Here is a 20,208-nt window from a genome sequence, read left to right on the forward strand (position 1 = left end):
TATGAGCACAGCAAAAGTAGGTATCATCATGGGTAGCAAGTCTGATTTAAATATCATGGCCGAAGCTGCAGACGTACTTAAAACCTTAGGAGTAGATTTTGAACTTACTGTTGTTTCGGCGCACCGTACGCCAGAAAGAATGTTCGAATACGCTAAAACAGCTGTTGACAGAGGTATAAAGGTGATTATTGCGGGTGCTGGTGGCGCAGCGCATTTACCAGGGATGGTTGCATCAATCACATCGTTACCTGTAATTGGGGTACCGGTAAAGTCAAGTAATTCTATTGATGGTTGGGATTCGGTATTGTCTATTTTGCAGATGCCCAATGGAATTCCGGTTGCAACAGTTGCCTTAAACGCGGCTAAAAATGCAGGAATATTAGCAGCTCAAATATTAGCTATAGCCGATGAGAAAATCGCTAAAAATGTTATTGCATTCAAACAAGATCTTAAAGTAAAAGTAGAAGAGTCTGCCGAAAGTTTAAAATCAGAGGGATATCCTTCTGTATTTTAATTAAGCGTAGGATCTTGAGGGAAATTTGTAATGTGGGCGTATTTTACGCCCATATTCAATACTGCCTCTTTCCAGATATCGATATCAGAAACGTCTAAAACCATTGCAGTATCAAAGCTGTTAGAAACAATCCAGGCGTTCATTTCCAATTCGTTAGTTAATTGATCTTTTGACCAGCCAGAATAACCGATGAAAAACTTCACTTCCTCTTCTTTAATGTTATAGGCATTTATCTGCGATTTTAATTCCTCAAAATCGCCTCCCCAAAACAAACCATTTCCTAAATTAGCACCGCCACTTATCTTTTCTGGCACCGTATGTACAAAATGTAAAGTATCGTTTGCCACCGGTCCCCCTATAAAAATATGCATATTTGCATCCCAACATTCCGAAATAACATCTTTCAATAGCAAATCACTTTTTTGATTAAGTACATAACCAACTGTTCCTTCTCCATTGTTTTCAGTAACCAAAACTACAGTGCGTTTAAAATTAGGATCAGCCATAAATGGTTCTGATATTAACAAGGTTCCTTTTGTAGGCAAAATAGTGCTAAGCATATCCAAATTAACGGATTTTTAAACTAATTAATCTGGCAAATATATTTTAAGATACAGCTTGATAAAAACTATCCAGCTTGTGCTAAATCATTCTGCGTATTATTGATTGCTTGTTTTAACTTTTGGATATCGGCTTTTACAATAGCAAGTAATTGATTATCGTAAGTCCTAGTTGCCATGTTTATAAGCGTAGTATTTACTTTTTGCTGTTGCCTACGTAAATCTTCTTTTAAAATATTCACCAATTGCATATCAAAATTTGACAATAAATTCTTGATGTTTTGAGTTGAGGTGGTTTTCATAATATTTATTTTTATTGGTTTAAAAGTCAAATACCAATTAAGTGCCAAATACGTAACTTCCGTCGATATTAAGTCAAAAACATGTTTTACTGCTTTTAAACACAGATTTTACTGTATCAAATTATATACAATAACACACGAATATTATTTTTACTAATAAAAAAACAGATAACTAAACGCAATTAAAAATCCATAACTTTAACCCATATTAAATTAAGCAATGTTAATCCGCCTGTACGAAGAAAACCCCAACGAAAAAGTTTTAGAACAGGTGGTAGATGTTTTAAGAAAAGGCGGTATTATTATTTACCCTACAGACACCGTTTATGGTTTGGGCTGTGATATCACCAATCATAAAGCCATCGAAAAAATCGCAAAACTACGTGGGATTAAACCAGATAAGGCAAATTTTTCTTTCATCTGTCACGATTTAAGTCACATAGCCGATTTTATAAAACCGATTGATAATCCTACTTTCCGAGTTTTAAAAAAGGCTCTGCCTGGACCGTTTACATTCATCTTTAATGCAAACGGTCATGTTCCTAAGCTATTATCAAGTAAAAAGAAAACCGTTGGTATCCGTGTTCCTGATAATAATATAGCCCGCCAAATCGTAAAAATGTTGGGCAATCCTATTTTATCCACTTCTATTAGAGATGAAGATGAGATTCTGGAATACACCACAGATCCAGAATTGATACATGAGAAATACGAAGACAAAGTAGATTTGGTGATCGATGGTGGCTATGGCGACAATCAGGCATCTACCGTGATCGACTGTACATCAGGCGATTTTGAAATTATTAGAGAAGGAAAAGGTGTGTTAGAGGACTATCTTTAAAACTTAGCTGGTCAAAACGGACAGCAATAACCATCAAAAAAAATACAACCTAAGCTATTTTTTTAAGCTAATTCTAACAGTTTTTCTAAGCCTATTTCTTATTTTAGCAGATATGGCAAACATTATCAATTTAAAACCTTTTAAAAGTTTTTTCCAATCAGAATCTACCGGCGGTGTAATACTCATGGTCTGCGTAGTGCTAAGTTTAATTATTGCGAATTCGTCACTTGGTCAAAGCTTTTCCGATTTTTTAGCCCTTAACCTAGGCTTCGAAAACAGTACTATCGACTTAAAATATCCTGTTATTCTATGGATTAACGATGGTTTAATGGCAATTTTCTTTTTAATGGTTGGTTTAGAAATCAAAAGAGAGCTAGTGGAAGGTGAACTTTCTAGCATTAAACAAGCTAGTTTACCTATTATGGCCGCTTTAGGAGGAATGTTAGTGCCTGCATTAATTTACTTCGCGATTGACCATAGTCCAGAAACTGGACACGGCTGGGGCATACCAATGGCTACGGATATTGCGTTTGCAATTGCTGTTCTTTCAATTTTGGGAAGCAAAGTACCAAACTCATTAAAAATATTTTTAACAGCCTTAGCTATTGTTGATGATTTAGGCGCCATATTGGTAATTGCGGTTTTCTATTCTAAAGAAATGCATTTAGCCTATTTAGGCTATGCTGGAATTGTATTCGCTATATTGATTGCTTTCAATTATTTCGGTGTAAAGAAAATCTATTTCTATATCATTCCAGGAATAGTGATGTGGTATTTCATTCATCATTCTGGGGTTCATGCAACCATTGCCGGTGTTTTAACCGCCTTAACACTTCCAACAAACGACACAGCAAAAGCATCTCCCTTAGAGCGCTTAGAACACATGCTTGTTAAGCCTGTCAACTTTTTAATTATGCCTATTTTTGCAATCGCAAATACAAACATCAAATTCGAATCAGAGATGGTTTCAAATATCACTTCTGGAGTAAGTGTTGCTATTATTTGTGGCTTAGTGCTGGGAAAACCGTTAGGCATTTTATCTTTCTCATGGCTATCTGTAAAACTTAAATTGAGCAAATTACCCGAACAAACTAAATGGTCGCAAATTGCAGGTTTAGGCTTGTTGGGAGGTATTGGTTTTACGATGTCGATATTTATCGCTTTACTTTCTTTCAACGATGTAGAACATCAAACACAAGCAAAATTTTCTATTCTTATTGCTTCTATAAGTGCTGGGGTTTTAGGTTATGTGGTTTTGAGCTACCTTGGAAAAAAACGCAAAAGAGTAGTAATGTAATTTTTCAAGGGGTTCCGTGGAAAGTATTCTTTGCTTAGAAAGCTTAATTTTGAAGTAGATGAAACCTGTATAAGTTTGTATAAACGAAACGCCTTTTATTATGGCTACGAAAACTTGCGAGTGAGGTATCGCTATCCTTGATATGACGCGATTTTTTGTTCACGCGTTCTCACTCATTCCCATTCGTCATCTCGAGGAACACTAGAGGTCTCACAAACAAGGTTAGTGCTTGGAAAACTGGAATTAACAAGATAAAGGGATTAAACTCCCTTTATCTTACCTATAAATTCTGGAATGTGCGAAAGATAATCTTCCTTATTTCCGATAGTTTTCACAAAAGCAGTTCCCATAATTGCACCATCAACGTATTTGTTGGCTCTATCAAAACTGGCTTTATCAGAAATCCCGAAACCTATAATTAAAGGATTTTTGAGGTTCATTGCTTTTACCCTTTCGTAGTATTTACTTATTTTATCTGATTGATCTAAATCTTTTCCGGTAGTTGCAGAAGAAGATAAAAGGTAAATAAAACCAGTTGAAAGCTCATCAATTTTACGGATACGTTCTTCGGAAGTATTTGGAGTAACCAAAAAGATATTGCTCAGTCCGTTTTTAATGAACTCATCTTTATACAATTCTTCATATTCGTACAAAGGCAAATCCGGAACAATAATTCCATCTACACCAGCTTCTGCTACATCTTTACAAAAATTTGCTACCCCATATTGTAACATGGGGTTCACGTAACCCATCAATAAAATCGGAATACTAACCTGCGGACGTAAATCTTTCAATTGCTGAAAAAGCACTTTTAAAGTCATTCCGTTTTCGATAGATACCTGTGAGCTATGCTGTATGGTTGGTCCATCGGCCACAGGATCTGAATACGGAAAACCGATTTCTAAAAAATCAGCTCCAGCTTTTTCTAAAGCCTGAGCAATCTTCAAAGTCGCTCCTATTTCCGGATAACCAGCTGTATAATAAATGGATAGTATATTTTCTTTCTTCTCTGTGAAGAGTTTTTTTAGTCTGTTCATTGTTTTTATTTTTTAAGAGCAAGGAATAATGACAAAAGGGACAAAGACTGGTGAAAAATTAATCTTTGTTCTTTAATCTTTTCATCCTTATTCTTCAAATTCATTAAAGGTTAAAATATTTCATAAAAGTGTCCAGGTCTTTATCTCCCCTTCCGGAAAGGCAAACCACTACTACATCATCCTTTTTAAAAGTCATTTTCTCTAATTGTGCCAACGCATGAGCTGATTCAATGGCTGGAATAATCCCTTCCATTTTAGCCAATAACAAACTTGCTTGCATTGCCTCGTCATCCGTAATACTCACATATTCCACTCTTTTAACTTTATGTAAATGCGCATGTTGAGGACCGATGCCAGGATAATCCAAACCTGCGGAAATCGAATATGGCTCTACTACCTGCCCATCATTAGTCTGCATTAAAATGGTACGTGAACCATGCAGAACACCTTCTTTACCTAAAGCGGAAGTCGCAGCGGAATGTCCAGAATTCACACCCAAACCCGCAGCTTCAGCAGCAATTAGTTTTACATTTTCATCATCCAAGAAATGATAAAACATTCCCATTGCATTACTTCCACCGCCTACACAAGCCAACACATAATTTGGTTGGTCGTTACCGGTATGCTCAATCAATTGCTTTTTTGTTTCTTCAGATATGATGGATTGAAACTTAGAAACCATTTCTGGATAAGGATGTGGACCAACCACAGACCCAATGATGTAATGGGTATCTTCTGGATTATTGATCCAGTCTCGCATGGCTTCGTTGGTGGCATCTTTTAGCGTTTTACTTCCAGAAGTTGCCGGAACAACCTTTGCGCCCATCATTTTCATACGAGCAACATTTGGCGCTTGGCGCTCAATATCCACCTCGCCCATGTAAACCACGCATTCCAAACCTTTAAGCGCACAAACTGTTGCCGTTGCTACACCATGCTGACCAGCGCCAGTTTCGGCAATAATTCGCTTTTTACCTAGTTTTTCTGCGAGGATAATTTGACCAATGGTGTTGTTGATTTTATGTGCACCGGTATGGTTTAAATCTTCACGTTTCAGATAAATTTGCGCTCCGTATTTTTCTGATAAGCGTTGTGCTAAAAACAAAGGCGAAGGGCGACCCACGTAATCTTTCATCAAAGAATCAAACTCTGCTTTAAATTCAGGAAGGGCAATAATATCCAAATATTTGGTTCTTAATTCCTCCACGTTAGGATATAGCATTTCGGGAATGTATGCACCTCCGAAATCTCCATAATATCCTCTATCATCAATTCTATAATTCATTTTCTATCTTTTTAATTTTTTAAATGCTGTTTCCAGCTTCTCCATATCTTTTAATCCGGGTTCAATCTCGAACTTCGAATTTATGTCAATTCCATAAAACTGCGGATGGTTTAAAGTTAAAACTTCGTCGAGGTTTTCTAAGCTAATTCCTCCGCTCAGCATAAACGGTTTTTCTAGTTGATAATTCTCCAAGAGTTGCCATCGGAAAGTCCTTCCACTTCCGCCGTGTTGCTCAGTTTTTGTATCGAACAAAAATAAGTCAACGTTGTTTTGGTAAGGGTTTAAAATACTAAAATCAAAAGCATCGTCTACACCAAAAGCTTTTATTGTAAAAAAACCTGCGTCTTTTACCTGTTGGCAAAATTCCGGACTTTCACTTCCTTGAAGCTGGATGGCTTGCATTCCATAAACCTTGGCAAACTCGATTACTTCATCAATTGTAGCGTTGACAAAAACCGCGGTTTTAATAATTTCTTTATCGACAGCGTTTAGGTGATTTCTTTCCAGCTCCAATCCTATAAATCTTTTGGATGGCGGATAAAATATAAAACCCATTAAGTTCGGTTTTAAATCAGAAACCGCTTTTATATTTTCGGGGATTTTCATCCCACATACTTTAATTTTTAAATCGCTCATTATTTTACCTGTAATAAAGAAGTAAAAGACGACTTCGCTTTGCCAGATAGAAGCGATTGTTCAGCTTCGTAAAAACAATCTGCAAAGGATTTATCCGGATTAATGGTTTGGATAGCCAGTGCGGCGTTACAGAGTACCACGTTATTTTGGTTAACGGTTGCTTTATTATCTAAAACTTCCATAAATATTTTTGCAGAATCTTCAACCGTTGACCCACCTTTAATCGTGTCAGCATCAATCTTCTCGAAACCTAAAAGCTTCAAATCATTCATTTTTTCGCCTTTGTTAGAGAAAGTTTTGAAATTACAAGTCAGTGAAACCTCATCATAACCTTCTAAAGCGTGAAGAATGGTATAATTACTATTAGAGTTTTGGTATAAATATGCGTAAAGCCTTGCAAGCTCTAAACTAAAAACACCCACCAATTGGTTTTGTGGATTTGCCGGGTTAGACATTGGACCTAACATATTGAAGAACGTTTTTACGCCCAACTCTCTACGAATTGGAGCAACATTTTTCATCGCCGGATGAAAAAGCGGTGCATGTAAAAAGCAAATCCCTGCTTTATCCAAAGATTGCTTCAATAAACCTTCGTTATTCGTAAAAGTATAGCCCAAAAACTCCATTACGTTGGATGAACCACAACCGGAGGAAACGCCATAATTACCATGTTTGGCTACATGATATCCAGCTCCTGCTACTACAAAAGATGCCAGAGTAGAAATGTTAAAAGTATCTTTTCCATCGCCACCAGTTCCGCATAAATCCACCAAATTAAAGTCTGAGTTTAAGCTGATAGGTAAACAAAGTTCTAACATGGCTTCTCGGAAACCCTGAAGTTCTTCTACGGTGATATTCCGCATGCAATAAGCCGTCATAAAAGCAGCCATTTGCGACGTGTTGTATTTACCTGATGATATATTAGTCAGAATTTCTTTAGATTCTGCTTGGCTGAATGTTTTATGTTCAAATAAGTGATTTAAAATCGCTTTCATTTTCTTGATTTATATCATAAAAAAAGGGTCACCACCTGGCAACCCTCTTATGTATCTATTTAAAAATATAAAATATGGTTTGCCCTACGAATTTTCGTAATGCCACCACCAAATTGTATTTATATTTATTCTTATCATTTTCTGTGTAGCAAATATGGCGATTTTTTAAATATCTAAAAAATTAAAAGCGAAATTATTATACTCTTCAGTCTAAAATACTATCCTGCCAGCCTATGTATAATGGTTATACTGGGAAGTTATGGAAAGTCGATTTATTGGCTAACCTTCCAATTTCATACTTTCAAAATGGAAAGATATCCTATCAAAATGGAAAGGTAACAAAAAATAGAAACACCATAAATGAATACATAAATCTGATTAACAACTACTTAACACACGTGTAAACGATATGGTATTTCGATTGTATATCTATTTAAAATTTTAAATACAATAGTCATGGAACTTATTCATAATAAAATGAAAATCGTTGAAAAAGGCAAACTAGTTGCTGGAGAGATTGTTACTTTCGCATTTATATTTATTGCAATTTTTATATTGTATTGGTTTTTCGGGATTTTCTTGGAAGCTTGCTTCTAATAGGTAATAAAAAATTTATTTAATGAATAACCCCGAAGTAAGGCTATCGGGATATCAAACCGGAATTTATTTTTCCTGGATGCAGAGCATCTTGGAATTAAACCATCATTGATTAAAACAAGAGTTTATAGGATCAAAGCATTAAATTCAAAAAACAAATTCGCTAGTTTATACCTCTTATCTAAGTTTTATCCATAAACCGAATAATCTTATCGTAAAGCTGGTTACACCCAAAAATCATTTGCGTAATCATGCCGATGTGCTTTTTTCCTTTAATCTCTTCCAAGCTTACTATTTTACCCTGTTTCAGCATTTCATCGCGGAAAGTAGGTGTCTGCAGTTTGATGGACTCAAAAGTTTTTCCGCCCATAAACATCAAATATGGATTTCTGATGTTGGCGATGTTATTATAGGGCGAAGCTTTCTGCCAGGTTGCCGGCTCACTAGTAAAAACCTTTAAAAAACCAGGAATATACGCATCATCGGTATTAATTTGATGTTCCAAATATTGGTGAATATCCAACCCAAATGGATCGTTTAAAATCACTCCTTTTATAGGATTTGGGGAACCCAATTTACCGAAATACGTTGGATCAGCATCAATTAACGCTGCCAAATGCCCGCCGGCAGAATGTCCCATTACAAAAATACGATCGGGATTACCGCCGTACTTAGCGATGTTCTGCTTTACCCACGTTACTGCTCTGGCGCAATCAAATGCCATTTCTTGGTATTTTGCATCTGGAGAAAGTGGATAATTTATGATAACGGCAACTTTTCCTTTTCGGGCAAAGGCTCTTCCTAAAAACCAATAAGTATCTTTTTTACCGCTATTCCAGGATCCTCCGTGAATAAAAATGATGACATCTTGCTGGGTTTTTATATTTCTCTGATGGTAAATATCTAAAAGGTTAGCTGTTCCTTTATCAGCGTAAGCGATGTCTTTTTCTTTTTTAACTTTTGAAAAGCACAAAATGGTAACGAGTAGTAAAGTGGAAAATATAGCGAAGAATTTCATTTTTATTGATGTATGGTAGCTTATTTAATTTAAACACAGCGTTAACACGTTAACCCATAATTATGCCATACCTAGTTTACGAAATTTGATTAAGGTTTGGTTTTTTGAATGACGTTAAACTAGATAGAAACAGATTTTGCTTATTTGTTATGCAAATTCAAAAAGAGTCTGGAGACTGTAATCTATTCGTAAAATCTGTAGAACGCTTCGCTTAATTCTACAGACAGACAAGCGATAAACATTATCTAATCAAAGGATCTTTCTCCTTTTTAAAATGGTTATAAACCAACTTATCTAAAAATGCAGGGATAAATTTTTGAAGTGTTACCGTCAATTTTCCTTGTCCGGTCATCACTAACAAACGTTTTCTTGCCTCAACACCATCTACAATGCGTTTAGCCACCTCGTCACTACTCATCATTTTGCCCTCATCCATAGACGTTTCTCCCTGAGGCTGTGCGCTATCATTCAGCGCAACATTACGGATGTTGGAAGCCGTAAACCCTGGGCAAGCAACCATTACATGTAAATTGTTTTTTAGGTTTTCCGTTCTCAACGATTCAAAAAAGCCATTTATCGCAAATTTAGAAGCCGAATAACCTGTACGACCTGGCAACCCCTTAAAACCAGCGATTGACGAAACGCCAACTACAGATCCTCCCCTATTTAAAAGTTCATTAAGCGCATATTTGGTGCAATAAATTGTACCCCAAAAGTTAATATCCATTACTTTTTTCAGTACTTCTAAATCCAGATCTTTAAACAAAGCCCGCATAGAAATACCTGCGTTATTTATTAAAATATCAATCCCGCCAAAAGCAGAAACGGTTTGTAGCATTAAATGCTTACAATCTTCCTCAACGCTCACGTCTGTTTGTACAGCTAAAGTTTTTACGCCATATTGATTATGAATCTGTTGGGTAATTTCGCAAAGCTTCACATATTGACGGGCAGCGAGAACTACATGTGCGCCTCTTTTAGCAAATTCATAAGCGCAAGATTCGCCAATACCACTTGATGCACCGGTAATTACAACAACTTTACCTTTTAAACTCATATTAAAATTTTAAAAAATACTTTTTTGCAAAGATAAACATTGAGCCGTAAAAGCTCTTAATATATCGCACACTCAGTTTATGAGTACTTTGGCCTTTAAAATGCGTAATGTAAACTTCTGGGAAATAATAGTTTTTATAACCGGCTAAAGTTAGCCTGTAAGATAAATCAACATCTTCTCCGTACATGAAAAAATGCTCATCAAACAAACCGATTTTTTCTAATACATTTTTCCGCAACAGCATAAATGCACCGGTCAAAACAGCTACTTCCTGGGTTTTAAATTCATTAACCCAGCCCATATAATAACGGTTAAACATCTTTGATTTTGGAAACAATCGATAAAGACCTGATAGTTTACAGAAGGAGACCCATGGTGTTGGCAGTCCCCGTTTGGATTCTGGAAGAAACTTGCCGTTACCGTCAAGTATCCGTACGCCTAAACTTCCAGCATCAGCATGTGAATCTAAAAAATCAATCGCTTTAAGTAAAGTGTTGGGTTGTGTGATTGTATCGGGGTTTATAACCAATACATACTCACCTTTTGCTCGCGATAGTGCTTGGTTATTTGCAACAGAGAAACCTAAATTTTTTGTGTTTGCTATTAAATTGATTGTTGGGTACGCCTGCTTTACAAAATCTACAGTTCCGTCTTTAGATGCATTATCTACCACAAAAAACTCCGTATCAATAGTTGCAGAAGCCACAAATAAAGAATCTATCGCTTGTTTAAGCAAATCTTTAACGTTATAGCTCACAATTATGATTGACAGCTTCACAGGTTATTTACTAAGCGAGTTTTCGTACGGAACTCTGGTTGTAATCGACCTACCCAAAGTGAGTTCATCGGCATATTCAATCTCGCCACCAAAAGCAATTCCTCTGGCCAAAGTGCTGATTTTTATATTCGATGGCTGTAGCTTTTTGTTGAGGTAAAAAATGGTAGTATCACCTTCCATTGTGGCACTTAAAGCAAAAATCACTTCCTCTACTTCTTCTTTCCCAACTCTTTCTACCAATTGGTTTATGGTTAAATCACTAGGTCCAACACCATCCATTGGCGAAATTAATCCATTTAAAACATGGTATAAACCATGATATTGATTGGTATTTTCGATGGCCATTACATCCCTGCTATCCTCCACAACACAAACAATATTCTGGTTTCTTTTATTGGAAGTGCATATCTCGCAATATTCGGAATCGGAAATATGATGGCATTTTTTGCAAAACTTAATGTTGTTTTTAAGCAGTGTTAAACTTTCAGTAAATTTGCTAACCTCGCTATTTTCCTGGTTTAACAGATGTAAAACCAAGCGTAAAGCTGTTTTTTGTCCGATACCGGGCAGTTTTCCGAATTCTGAAACGGCGTTCTCTAATAATTTAGAGGAAAAATTCATTTTGCTAAATTAAAAATTAAATGCTAATTAGCGATTGCTTTTTAAGCATTAACCTGTCAATAAATACTGACCACTATGTCTCCAAATATTTTGTTATCCTTTATTATCGGATATTTTTTAGTCCTAATTTTTGTAGCGTTTTTAACGTCTAAAAAATCATCGGATAATTCGGCTTTTTTTATTGCCAACAGAAACTCGAAATGGTATCTGGTGGCTTTCGGCATGATTGGAACGGCTTTAAGTGGCGTAACTTTTATATCCGTACCTGGGCAGGTTGGCTCCTTGGCAGGGCATCAGTTCGAGTATTTCCAGTTTGTGCTGGGGAATGCCCTTGGTTTTGTTATCGTTGCCACCGTGTTGCTCCCACTCTATTACAGACTGAATTTAACTTCCATTTACGGCTATATTGAACAAAGACTTGGCACCGTGAGCTATAAAACTGCCGCTGGGATATTTTTGGCGAGCCGTACAATTGGCTCGGCTTTTCGGCTGTATCTGGTAGTTATTGTACTGCAAAAATTCGTTTTTGACAGTTATGGTATTCCATTTTTTGCAACCGTTTTAATTTCGCTTACGCTGATTTGGCTCTACACCTTTAGAGGAGGTTTAAAAACAATCATCATCACAGATACTTTACAAACTTCTTTTTTAGTTTTATCTGTGATTTTAACCATCTATTTTACCTGCGACAGCTTAAACTTAGGTGTTGTTGAGGCTTTTGAAACGATAAAAAACAGTGGTTATTCCAAGATGTTTTTTGTAGACGATTTTATGACCAATAGGTTTCATATAAGCAAACAGTTAATTGGTGGCATGTTTGTTACCATTGCCATGATTGGACTAGACCAAGATTTAATGCAGAAAAACCTAAGCTGTAAAAACATCGGCGAAGCACAAAAAAACATGTTCACCTTTACGGGGATTTTTGTAATCATCAACCTGTTTTTTTTAAGTGTTGGAGCATTGCTTTACGTTTATGCACAAAAAAATGGAATCGCTATCCCAACAGATTCACATGGTGCAATACGTACAGATTTTCTTTTTCCGGAAATTGCTTTAAACCATTTGAGTGTTGTGCCAGCCATCGTATTTATGTTAGGTTTAACGGCGGCAACGTTCGCTACTACAGACTCTGCTTTAACGGCATTAACCACCTCTTTTTGTGTTGACTTTTTGGGTTTCAATAAAAAAGAAGATATAAATTCCAAAAAAAGCATCAACCAAAGGCATTGGGTACATGTGGGCTTTTCTTTATTGATGTTTTTAACAGTTATTTTGTTTAATGAAGTAAACAACAAAGCTGTTGTTGGCGCTATATTTACCGTTGCCTCTTATACCTACGGCCCGTTATTGGGGCTTTACGCTTTCGGGTTGCTTATGAAACAAAGAGGCGTACACGACAAACTGGTTCCAATAATATGCTTGCTCTCTCCCGCTATCTGTTACTTTTTAAACCTCAACTCGCAAACATTAATGGCCGGCTATGTGTTTGATAATGAACTGATTTTGGTAAATGGTTTAATAACCTTTGTAGGTTTACTATTTATTTCGAATAAAAAAGCTCAAATTGCTTAATTGATATAAAATATGACTGGTGACGATAAAATAAGAAGTGCGTTTGAAAATAAAACGTGGCAAGAGATTAAAGTAACAGATTCCTGGCAGATTTTCAAAATCATGGCCGAGTTTGTTGATGGTTTTGAAAAATTAGCTAAAATTGGCCCTTGTGTTTCCATTTTTGGTTCTGCCCGTACAAAAAACGAAAATAAATATTATCAAACTGCCGTAGAAATAGGGCGTAGATTGACTGAGAGAGGTTACGGTGTGATTACCGGTGGTGGTCCAGGCATAATGGAAGCTGGCAATAAAGGCGCTTACGAAGCCGGCGGAAAATCTGTAGGTATAAACATCGAACTGCCTTTTGAGCAGTTCAATAACCGATATATCGACAGAGATAAAATTCTGGATTTCGATTACTTTTTTGTGAGGAAGGTAATGTTTATGAAATACTCCCAAGGCTACATTGTATTGCCTGGAGGTTTTGGTACCATGGACGAACTTTTTGAAGCAATGACTTTAATACAGACTGGCAAAATTGCCCGTTTCCCTATTGTATTGGTAGGTGTAGATTATTGGAAAGGTTTAATTGATTGGATTAAAACTACGATGCTAGAATCGGAACACAATATTAACCCTGAAGATTTGAATTTATTTAGGCTGGTTGATACTGCCGAAGAAGCAGCCGAACATATATTTAGGTTTTACGAGAAATACGTATTGAAACCTAACTTTTAAAAATAAGAAAACCAGATTTATTCTGGTTTTTTCGTTTGTGCCTGAGTAATAATTTTATAAAGCATTAAATCGGCAATAGTTTTTGCTCTACCTTTTGCCAGCTCTGCTACTTCTCCCGCAAAAAGCTCATTAACAGTCTCGTTAAATAATAGTTTCCAGCCGTTGAAATGCGCTTCGGTTAACGAAATTTTATCATTCAATTTAAAATGTGCATCAATCAAATAACCTTTATACGCTGTGGTTCCTAATAAATTAGCACTCCAAAATCCGTACATAATTGGCAAATGCTTTTCCCAGTTTACTTTTGCAACATCGTTAAAAATATAGCCTAAGGTTTTATCGTCAATCACTTTTGTGTAAAACCGATCTACCAGTAATTTGATATCCTCTTCTGTACGTATATCTGCTTTCATAAATCCAGTTTTACAATTAAAGCATTAGGCTCTTAACGTTAAAGTCAGCTTTTTATAATCAATAACGGCGTTATAGTCTTTTAAGATATCGCCACCTAAAACACCTATAACTGGCGGTAATTCTAGTTTTTCGTAAGCAAATTTGATTGCAGCTAAATCAAAAACCGGTGCTTCATAATCTTTAATAACCAAATCGCCCAATTTTAACTCGGGGCAAATCACATAATAACGCTCCATGGTAGTTGTGCCTAAACCAATTGCATGATGATCTGGTACATGGATAATTTGATCTTCTGGCGCTAAGCCAGAAACAATCTCCATATCAAAAGCAGATTTGGAAGCACCTGTATCTAAAACAGCCTTAAAGGTTTGTCCAAAAACCAACAAATCCACCAAAAGGTGGAATCCGTCGCCCTGTAAGTCTATGAGTTCGAGGGGAAGAGAAAAAGCCTCACCCCAACCCTCTCCGAAGGAGAGGGGGCCACTTTCATTGTTGATATTCAATATTGACTATTTGTTAAAATAAATTTGTCGCCCTAGTTTTCCGTAAAATAAGAAAAATCCCTCTCCTTCGGAGAGGGATTTAGGGTGAGACTATAAATCCAACACGTTATTCATTGTTCTAACAGCATCAGCACTTTTGTTGAATTGCGCTTGCTCATCGGCACTTAGTTTAAAGTCAAGGATTTTCTCCCAGCCATTTTTACCCAAAATAACCGGAACCACCAATGAAATATCTTTTTGTCCGTACTCTCCATCTAAAGCAACACCACAAGAAATCAGTTTTTTCTGATCACGTACAATTGACTCAACCATAAAAGCTGTTCCAGCACCTGGCGCAAACCAAGCAGAAGTACCAATCAGTTTAGTTAAGGTTGCACCACCCACCATTGTTGCGGCAACTACTTTATCTTGTTGTTCTTTACTTAATAACTGAGTTACCGGAACGCTGTTCCAAGTAGCATGATGAATTAAAGGAATCATCGTAGTATCACCATGACCACCAATAACTACCGAGTTTAAATCTGCCGGAGAACAGTTTAATTCTTGACTTAAGTAATATTTGAAACGAGCAGAATCTAAAGCACCGCCCATACCAATAATTTTTTCTTTAGGTAAACCAGAGCTTTTTAAAGTTAAATAGTTCATGGTATCCATTGGGTTAGCAACCACAATGATAATAGTGTTTGGAGAGTACTTCAACACGTTTTCTGTTACCGATTTAACGATGCCAGCATTTGTGCCGATTAACTCTTCACGGGTCATCCCTGGTTTACGAGGAATACCAGATGTAATCACAACCACTTCAGAATCCGCAGTTGCAGCGTAGTCGTTAGTAACTCCTTTAATTTTTGTATCGAAGCCATTGTAAGCAGCCGTTTGCATCATATCAATAGCCTTACCTTCAGCAAAACCTTCTTTGATGTCTAACAAAATTAATTCTTCCGATAACTCTCTTCTAGAGATGTTATCAGCACAGGAAGCTCCAACGGCACCCGCTCCAATTACGGAAATTTTCATGATTTATTTCGATTTTATGTTGTTGATTAAATAATGAGCACAAGTTAAGTACTAAAGTTTTCAAATGAAAAGATTTCTGGCACTTAGTGTCAAATTAATGTACAATTTCTTTTAAAGAGTATAATGAACCATGACATAAGAGTAAGAGCCAGGACAAATTATCCTGAAGACAGATTTCGACTTCGAGTATTCAGTAGTTCTCTCATTCAAAATTCAATCCCTTAATCATTATTTACTCAAAACTCAATCATTCAATCATTCAAAACGCTATCCTCCACTCATTATTAATCAATGACATTTTTTTAACACGCAATCTATCAAAACATCTTACATTTGCCATTACAGAAAGATTATGGCAAAAGTTTCGATAAACCTGACAACGGGTTCTATACAAAAAGAAGATATCATAGTAGGTATTGATTTAGGCACCACAAACTCTTTAGTAGCTTTTATTGATCCTAACGGAAATGCAAAGGTAATCAACGATACCGGTAAAGGTGTTTTAGTACCATCTGTAGTGCATTTTGACGCTAATGGCGAGGTGGTAGTTGGTAATGAGGCCAGAGACTTTCTAATTCAAGATCCACAGCATACTATTTTTTCTGTAAAACGATTATTAGGACGCTCATATCAAGATCTACAATCGCATGAAGCCTATTTTTCTTATAGAATTATCGATGATGCAAACGATGAAAGTCTGGTAAAGATTAAAGTTGGAGATACTTTTTATACACCAATTGAACTTTCTGCACTGATATTAAAAGAATTGAAAGCCAGAGCAGAGCATGCTTTAAAAACAAATGTTAACAGAGCAGTAATTACCGTACCGGCTTATTTTAACGATTCGCAACGCCAAGCGACCAGAGATGCGGGTAAACTAGCAGGTTTAGATGTTCTACGTATTGTAAACGAACCAACAGCCGCTTCTTTAGCGTACGGAATTGGCTTAAACCCCGATGAACAAAAAACCATCGCTGTTTACGATTTAGGAGGTGGAACTTTTGATGTTTCTATCTTAAAAATAGAAAACGGAATTTTTGAAGTTTTAGCGACTAACGGAAACACATTTTTAGGTGGCGATGATTTTGACCGAGCCATAGTTGACTATTGGATTGCGCAGAACAATCTTTCTGGAGAAATCCCGATGCAGGAACTTCGCTTAAAAGCTGAGGAAGCTAAAAAAGCACTTTCCCATCAGAATTTATTCAATGAAAAAATTGGTGATATTTTTTGCACCATCGATAAACAAACTTTTGAAAGTTTAATCAACGATAAAGTACAGGAAACCATATCAGCCTGTAAAAACGCATTGAAAGATGCAGAATTAACTGCTTCGGATATTGATGAAATAGTGATGGTTGGAGGTTCTACTCGCACTGACTTGGTTAAAAAAGAAGTTTCTGCATTTTTTGAAAAACCTGTCAACGACTCTATAAATCCAGATGAAGTAGTTGCTTTAGGTGCTGCTTTACAAGCCGATGTTTTATCTGGAAACAGAAAAGACATCTTGTTGTTGGATGTCACTCCTCTTTCTTTAGGGATTGAAACAATGGGTGGTTTAATGGATACAATTATCCCAAGAAATTCAAAAGTACCCACAAAAGCAGGCAGACAATATACAACCTCTATTGACGGGCAGGTAAATATGAAAATCGCGGTTTATCAAGGTGAAAGGGATTTGGTAAAAGAGAACCGTAAACTAGCCGAGTTTGAATTGAAAGGAATTCCTTCTATGCCAGCAGGCTTACCTAAAGTAGATATTAACTTTTTGCTTAACGCAGATGGTATATTAAGAATTCAAGCAGTAGAATTACGCTCTGGCGTAAAACAGGAAGTTGATGTAAAACCAACTTATGGTTTAAAAGATGAAGAGGTGGAGCAAATGCTTTTAGATGCTGTTACATATGCTAAAGATGACGTTTCTCAGAGAATGGTTGTGGAAGCGAAAACTGAAGGCGATCAAATGGTGTACACAGTTGAGCGGTTTCTGAATAAGAACGGAAGCTTTTTAAACCAAGAAGAAACTAGCCACACCAAAGAGTTAGTCACTAAACTAAAAGTAGCCATAAAAAACACCAATAAAGACGAAATCTTGAGTGCAATTGATGCCTTGAACGAATATACGCGTCCATTTGCAGAGCGCTTAATGGACGAGGCGGTTTCACAGGCGATGAGAGGGAAAAATATTTAAATTATAACGAAAATTACAATTTATCCGTATATTGAAATCGCAAACTCCGAGTGTGATTGAAATGTTGATATAGTTTGTTTCATTATTTATGAAATTTGTCTACGTCAAAATGAAAAACCCAAATTCCTCTACTAATACAATCACAATTACCACTCCCGAACTTGCCTTTCAAAACCATGAAAGACAGAAAAAATCATTAGAATTAGCCATCGCAAGCGAACAGATTCAGCAACAAAAAAGGGAAAAGAAAAAGCGAGAAGGAGAATTATTGATTGCAAACGCTGAACTCTTTTTTCAAAATGAAGAGCGAGAAAAACGGGCGGCAGAATTGGCAATAGCTAATGAAAAATTAATTCTCGAAAACATATACAAAGAAAAAAGAGCCGAAGAATTAGTTATTGCAAACGCAGAGCTGGAGTTTCAAAACACCGAAAAAGAAAAAAGAGCGAATGAGCTCGTTATCGCGAATAAAGAGTTAGCTTATCAAAATCAAGAAAAAGAAAACAGAGCTGCTGAATTGATTATTGCAAACAAGGAGCTAGCGTTTCAAAATAAAGAAAAAGAAAATAGGGCTAAGGAATTGGCTATTGCAAATACAGAACTAGCTTTTCAAAACCGGGAAAAAGAAAAAAGAGCGGTAGAACTCGAATCCTCCAATAAGGAACTTGAAAAAGTTGAAACTTATTTAAGAAACCATATCAAAGACTTGGAAAAAGTAACTTTTATGACCTCACATAAAGTTAGGCAACCAGTAACAAACATCCTAGGATTAGTAGCACTTTTGGAAAAAAAACAACCTTACAGTGAAATAATCAAAATTATGGATCACGTCAAAGACTCGGCATTAAAACTCGATATTTTCACCCAGGAACTTACTTTGTTTGTAAGTAAATTAGAAAGAAAGTGGAGAAAAAATTAGTTAACTCGTACTAATTAACAGCTCTTTAACGCTTACTGCAAAATCATTCTTTACTGATTAACTCCACAAACCAAAGCTACATTGCGAATATTTGTTTACAACACCTACACCCTCTCGAGCACCTACTTACTTCTAATAAATTAAAAAGGTGGCTTTAACAAACGTATGTAATGCTACTACGCAAAAAATAAACTACCTCGGGGCAGAGCCCCAGAGGTATTAGAACATTTCTAACTGTTGACTGTGTATTTTTTTATATTCTTCTGCTTTTCCTTGAGACTTTACATAATTCTGAATTGTACTCTCATCTCCATGTTTCCCAACTGTGTTAACATAAAACCCTTTAGACCAAAATTCTCCGCCCCACAATTTCAGCTTAACCTCAGGATGTCTTTTGAAAATCTCTTTTGCTGTGATACTTTTTACAGTTCTAATTATTTTTGTTGGACTTTCAATAGGTACACTCTGAATCAGAAAATGAACATGGTCTTTATCTGTCCCAATTTCAATGAAAATTATATCATACCGTTTAGAAATCTCAACACAAATTTCTTTTAGACTGATATCAACCGCTTCACTGAATACCACTCGCCTATATTTTGCCGGACATACAAAATGATATAATAAAACTGATACATTATGCTTCTTATGAATATATTCGCTCACATACCGAAATTACAAAAAAATCGAAGCAGAGCTTCGAGGAATCAAACCAAAAGAGATTGAAATTAACCAAATTTTGATCCCTTTTTAGCAACTAAACATACAAACCTTACGTAAGAGTAGTTTATAATAGATTCAACTTCACTTATATGAAATTAATTTTACTCATACTTTTTATCTCAATTACTCAAACTGCTTTTCCTCAGTCTGTTCAAAGGTCTGTTCTATCCTCACAAGGCACTTCCATTACGTTGCCATCGGGACTTTTCATAAGCCAATCGATCGGTCAACAAGGAATTACTGGTGGTTTAGGAGCAGGTGTTTATACCATACAACAGGGGTATCAACAGAATTTGCAATCCCTATATTCCCCAATTGTTGTGCTTAATCAAATGACAACTGACGTATTTCCAAAACCATTTAAAAACCTTGTCAACTTTAAATTTTCGGAAGCTATTATTTCGGAAATAATGGTAATTTTATTAAACCCAGTTGGAAACGTTGTCTATCAAAAAAAATTCCCAGCCCCAAATTTTTTATTGACGGTTGATTTTGGTGAGCTCATTCCTCAAAACTATATCGTAAAATTATCAGCAAAAGATTATCAATATTCCAGCTCTTTATTGCGAATTTAAAATTTTCAATTTCTATACACCCAAATTTTTTAA

At 36.1% G+C, this 20,208-nt stretch carries 22 protein-coding genes; 8 read left to right on the forward strand and 14 right to left on the reverse strand.

The window, feature by feature from the left end:
• The first annotated feature begins 1 nt into the window (after position 1).
• Entirely contained in the window at positions 2–514 is a 513-nt protein-coding gene (gene purE, locus B176_RS0109440) for a 5-(carboxyamino)imidazole ribonucleotide mutase (RefSeq protein ID WP_017258562.1), read from the forward strand.
• Here the strand turns inward: purE and B176_RS0109445 are convergent.
• Entirely contained in the window at positions 511–1,074 is a 564-nt protein-coding gene (locus B176_RS0109445; RefSeq protein ID WP_017258563.1) for a YqgE/AlgH family protein, read from the reverse strand. The two genes, purE and B176_RS0109445, sit on opposite strands and share 4 nt — an antisense overlap.
• A gap of 68 nt (positions 1,075–1,142) precedes the next feature.
• Positions 1,143–1,376 (reverse strand): hypothetical protein, encoded by a 234-nt coding sequence (locus B176_RS0109450; protein ID WP_017258564.1) that lies wholly within the window; start codon positions 1,374–1,376, stop codon positions 1,143–1,145.
• Positions 1,377–1,596: 220 nt separating this feature from the next.
• On the opposite strand from B176_RS0109450, the gene B176_RS0109455 reads away from it, so the two are divergent.
• Entirely contained in the window at positions 1,597–2,217 is a 621-nt protein-coding gene (locus tag B176_RS0109455; protein WP_017258565.1) for an L-threonylcarbamoyladenylate synthase, read from the forward strand.
• 112 nt (positions 2,218–2,329) lie between these two features.
• Complete coding sequence (gene nhaA, locus B176_RS0109460) at positions 2,330–3,514, forward strand: Na+/H+ antiporter NhaA (RefSeq protein ID WP_017258566.1); 1,185 nt, start codon at positions 2,330–2,332, stop codon at positions 3,512–3,514.
• A 260-nt stretch (positions 3,515–3,774) separates the two neighbouring features.
• Here the strand turns inward: nhaA and trpA are convergent, their stop codons facing one another.
• From trpA to recR, 8 genes are all read right to left on the reverse strand, one after another.
• Entirely contained in the window at positions 3,775–4,551 is a 777-nt protein-coding gene (gene trpA, locus B176_RS0109465) for a tryptophan synthase subunit alpha (protein ID WP_017258567.1), read from the reverse strand.
• A 103-nt stretch (positions 4,552–4,654) separates the two neighbouring features.
• Positions 4,655–5,836, reverse strand: coding sequence for a tryptophan synthase subunit beta (trpB, locus tag B176_RS0109470; RefSeq protein WP_017258568.1), 1,182 nt, complete (start codon positions 5,834–5,836; stop codon positions 4,655–4,657).
• 3 nt (positions 5,837–5,839) lie between these two features.
• Positions 5,840–6,472 carry a phosphoribosylanthranilate isomerase gene (locus B176_RS0109475; protein WP_017258569.1) on the reverse strand — a complete coding sequence of 211 codons (633 nt, stop codon included), beginning with the start codon at positions 6,470–6,472 and terminating at the stop codon, positions 5,840–5,842.
• On the reverse strand, positions 6,472–7,467 hold the full coding sequence (trpD, locus tag B176_RS0109480) for an anthranilate phosphoribosyltransferase (protein WP_017258570.1): 996 nt from the start codon (positions 7,465–7,467) through the stop codon (positions 6,472–6,474). The genes B176_RS0109475 and trpD overlap by 1 nt, the downstream gene beginning before the upstream one ends.
• A 778-nt stretch (positions 7,468–8,245) precedes the next feature.
• A complete protein-coding gene (locus tag B176_RS0109490) occupies positions 8,246–9,082 on the reverse strand; it encodes an alpha/beta hydrolase (protein ID WP_017258572.1) in 837 nt (278 codons plus the stop codon).
• A 241-nt stretch (positions 9,083–9,323) separates the two neighbouring features.
• The gene (locus B176_RS0109495) at positions 9,324–10,139 is read right to left on the reverse strand and encodes an SDR family oxidoreductase (protein ID WP_017258573.1); all 816 of its coding nucleotides are present in this window, start codon (positions 10,137–10,139) and stop codon (positions 9,324–9,326) included.
• Position 10,140: 1 nt separating this feature from the next.
• Positions 10,141–10,917: a glycosyltransferase family 2 protein gene (locus tag B176_RS19360; RefSeq protein WP_083852700.1), complete on the reverse strand. Its 777-nt coding sequence runs from the start codon at positions 10,915–10,917 to the stop codon at positions 10,141–10,143.
• Positions 10,918–10,920: 3 nt separating this feature from the next.
• Complete coding sequence (recR, locus tag B176_RS0109505; RefSeq protein WP_017258575.1) at positions 10,921–11,538, reverse strand: recombination mediator RecR; 618 nt, start codon at positions 11,536–11,538, stop codon at positions 10,921–10,923.
• A gap of 75 nt (positions 11,539–11,613) precedes the next feature.
• Here recR and B176_RS0109510 point away from each other — a divergent pair, with 75 nt between their 5' ends.
• Both B176_RS0109510 and B176_RS0109515 read left to right on the forward strand, forming a co-directional pair.
• Complete coding sequence (locus tag B176_RS0109510; protein WP_017258576.1) at positions 11,614–13,113, forward strand: sodium:solute symporter; 1,500 nt, start codon at positions 11,614–11,616, stop codon at positions 13,111–13,113.
• Between the two features lie 12 nt (positions 13,114–13,125).
• Positions 13,126–13,833, forward strand: a complete 708-nt coding sequence (locus B176_RS0109515; RefSeq protein ID WP_017258577.1) for an LOG family protein — start codon at positions 13,126–13,128, stop codon at positions 13,831–13,833.
• A 17-nt stretch (positions 13,834–13,850) separates the two neighbouring features.
• Here B176_RS0109515 and B176_RS0109520 read toward each other — a convergent pair whose 3' ends face one another.
• From B176_RS0109520 to mdh, 3 genes are all read right to left on the reverse strand, one after another.
• Positions 13,851–14,246 carry a group III truncated hemoglobin gene (locus tag B176_RS0109520; protein WP_017258578.1) on the reverse strand — a complete coding sequence of 132 codons (396 nt, stop codon included), beginning with the start codon at positions 14,244–14,246 and terminating at the stop codon, positions 13,851–13,853.
• Positions 14,247–14,270: 24 nt separating this feature from the next.
• Complete coding sequence (locus tag B176_RS0109525; protein ID WP_017258579.1) at positions 14,271–14,750, reverse strand: aspartyl protease family protein; 480 nt, start codon at positions 14,748–14,750, stop codon at positions 14,271–14,273.
• A 90-nt stretch (positions 14,751–14,840) separates the two neighbouring features.
• Positions 14,841–15,767 carry a malate dehydrogenase gene (gene mdh, locus B176_RS0109530; protein ID WP_017258580.1) on the reverse strand — a complete coding sequence of 309 codons (927 nt, stop codon included), beginning with the start codon at positions 15,765–15,767 and terminating at the stop codon, positions 14,841–14,843.
• Positions 15,768–16,119: 352 nt separating this feature from the next.
• Between mdh and hscA the strand changes: the two genes are divergently transcribed.
• Both hscA and B176_RS0109540 read left to right on the forward strand, forming a co-directional pair.
• The gene (gene hscA / locus B176_RS0109535; RefSeq protein WP_017258581.1) at positions 16,120–17,958 is read left to right on the forward strand and encodes a Fe-S protein assembly chaperone HscA; all 1,839 of its coding nucleotides are present in this window, start codon (positions 16,120–16,122) and stop codon (positions 17,956–17,958) included.
• An 88-nt stretch (positions 17,959–18,046) separates the two neighbouring features.
• Positions 18,047–18,877: a diguanylate cyclase gene (locus B176_RS0109540; RefSeq protein WP_237739818.1), complete on the forward strand. Its 831-nt coding sequence runs from the start codon at positions 18,047–18,049 to the stop codon at positions 18,875–18,877.
• A 219-nt stretch (positions 18,878–19,096) separates the two neighbouring features.
• Here the strand turns inward: B176_RS0109540 and tnpA are convergent, their stop codons facing one another.
• Complete coding sequence (tnpA, locus tag B176_RS0109545; RefSeq protein WP_017258097.1) at positions 19,097–19,543, reverse strand: IS200/IS605 family transposase; 447 nt, start codon at positions 19,541–19,543, stop codon at positions 19,097–19,099.
• A 146-nt stretch (positions 19,544–19,689) separates the two neighbouring features.
• Between tnpA and B176_RS0109550 the strand changes: the two genes are divergently transcribed.
• On the forward strand, positions 19,690–20,175 hold the full coding sequence (locus B176_RS0109550; protein WP_017258583.1) for a hypothetical protein: 486 nt from the start codon (positions 19,690–19,692) through the stop codon (positions 20,173–20,175).
• Positions 20,176–20,208: the final 33 nt, after the last annotated feature.

Origin of the sequence: Pedobacter arcticus A12 (genome assembly GCF_000302595.1) — a bacterium.
Lineage (GTDB): Bacteria > Bacteroidota > Bacteroidia > Sphingobacteriales > Sphingobacteriaceae > Pseudopedobacter > Pseudopedobacter arcticus.

Bases quoted from the DNA above. Each gene is read 5' to 3' on its own strand.
- B176_RS0109450 (WP_017258564.1), bottom strand. From the start codon at position 1,376: ATGAAAACCACCTCAACTCAAAACATCAAGAATTTATTGTCAAATTTT.
- B176_RS0109510 (WP_017258576.1), top strand. From the start codon at position 11,614: ATGTCTCCAAATATTTTGTTATCCTTTATTATCGGATATTTTTTAGTC.
- nhaA (WP_017258566.1), top strand. From the start codon at position 2,330: ATGGCAAACATTATCAATTTAAAACCTTTTAAAAGTTTTTTCCAATCA.
- hscA (WP_017258581.1), top strand. From the start codon at position 16,120: ATGGCAAAAGTTTCGATAAACCTGACAACGGGTTCTATACAAAAAGAA.
- mdh (WP_017258580.1), bottom strand. From the start codon at position 15,767: ATGAAAATTTCCGTAATTGGAGCGGGTGCCGTTGGAGCTTCCTGTGCT.
- B176_RS0109445 (WP_017258563.1), bottom strand. From the start codon at position 1,074: ATGCTTAGCACTATTTTGCCTACAAAAGGAACCTTGTTAATATCAGAA.
- B176_RS0109540 (WP_237739818.1), top strand. From the start codon at position 18,047: ATGAAATTTGTCTACGTCAAAATGAAAAACCCAAATTCCTCTACTAAT.
- B176_RS0109550 (WP_017258583.1), top strand. From the start codon at position 19,690: ATGAAATTAATTTTACTCATACTTTTTATCTCAATTACTCAAACTGCT.
- B176_RS0109495 (WP_017258573.1), bottom strand. From the start codon at position 10,139: ATGAGTTTAAAAGGTAAAGTTGTTGTAATTACCGGTGCATCAAGTGGT.
- trpA (WP_017258567.1), bottom strand. From the start codon at position 4,551: ATGAACAGACTAAAAAAACTCTTCACAGAGAAGAAAGAAAATATACTA.
- B176_RS0109515 (WP_017258577.1), top strand. From the start codon at position 13,126: ATGACTGGTGACGATAAAATAAGAAGTGCGTTTGAAAATAAAACGTGG.
- trpB (WP_017258568.1), bottom strand. From the start codon at position 5,836: ATGAATTATAGAATTGATGATAGAGGATATTATGGAGATTTCGGAGGT.
- B176_RS0109475 (WP_017258569.1), bottom strand. From the start codon at position 6,472: ATGAGCGATTTAAAAATTAAAGTATGTGGGATGAAAATCCCCGAAAAT.
- B176_RS0109455 (WP_017258565.1), top strand. From the start codon at position 1,597: ATGTTAATCCGCCTGTACGAAGAAAACCCCAACGAAAAAGTTTTAGAA.
- B176_RS0109490 (WP_017258572.1), bottom strand. From the start codon at position 9,082: ATGAAATTCTTCGCTATATTTTCCACTTTACTACTCGTTACCATTTTG.
- B176_RS0109520 (WP_017258578.1), bottom strand. From the start codon at position 14,246: ATGAAAGCAGATATACGTACAGAAGAGGATATCAAATTACTGGTAGAT.
- trpD (WP_017258570.1), bottom strand. From the start codon at position 7,467: ATGAAAGCGATTTTAAATCACTTATTTGAACATAAAACATTCAGCCAA.
- purE (WP_017258562.1), top strand. From the start codon at position 2: ATGAGCACAGCAAAAGTAGGTATCATCATGGGTAGCAAGTCTGATTTA.
- recR (WP_017258575.1), bottom strand. From the start codon at position 11,538: ATGAATTTTTCCTCTAAATTATTAGAGAACGCCGTTTCAGAATTCGGA.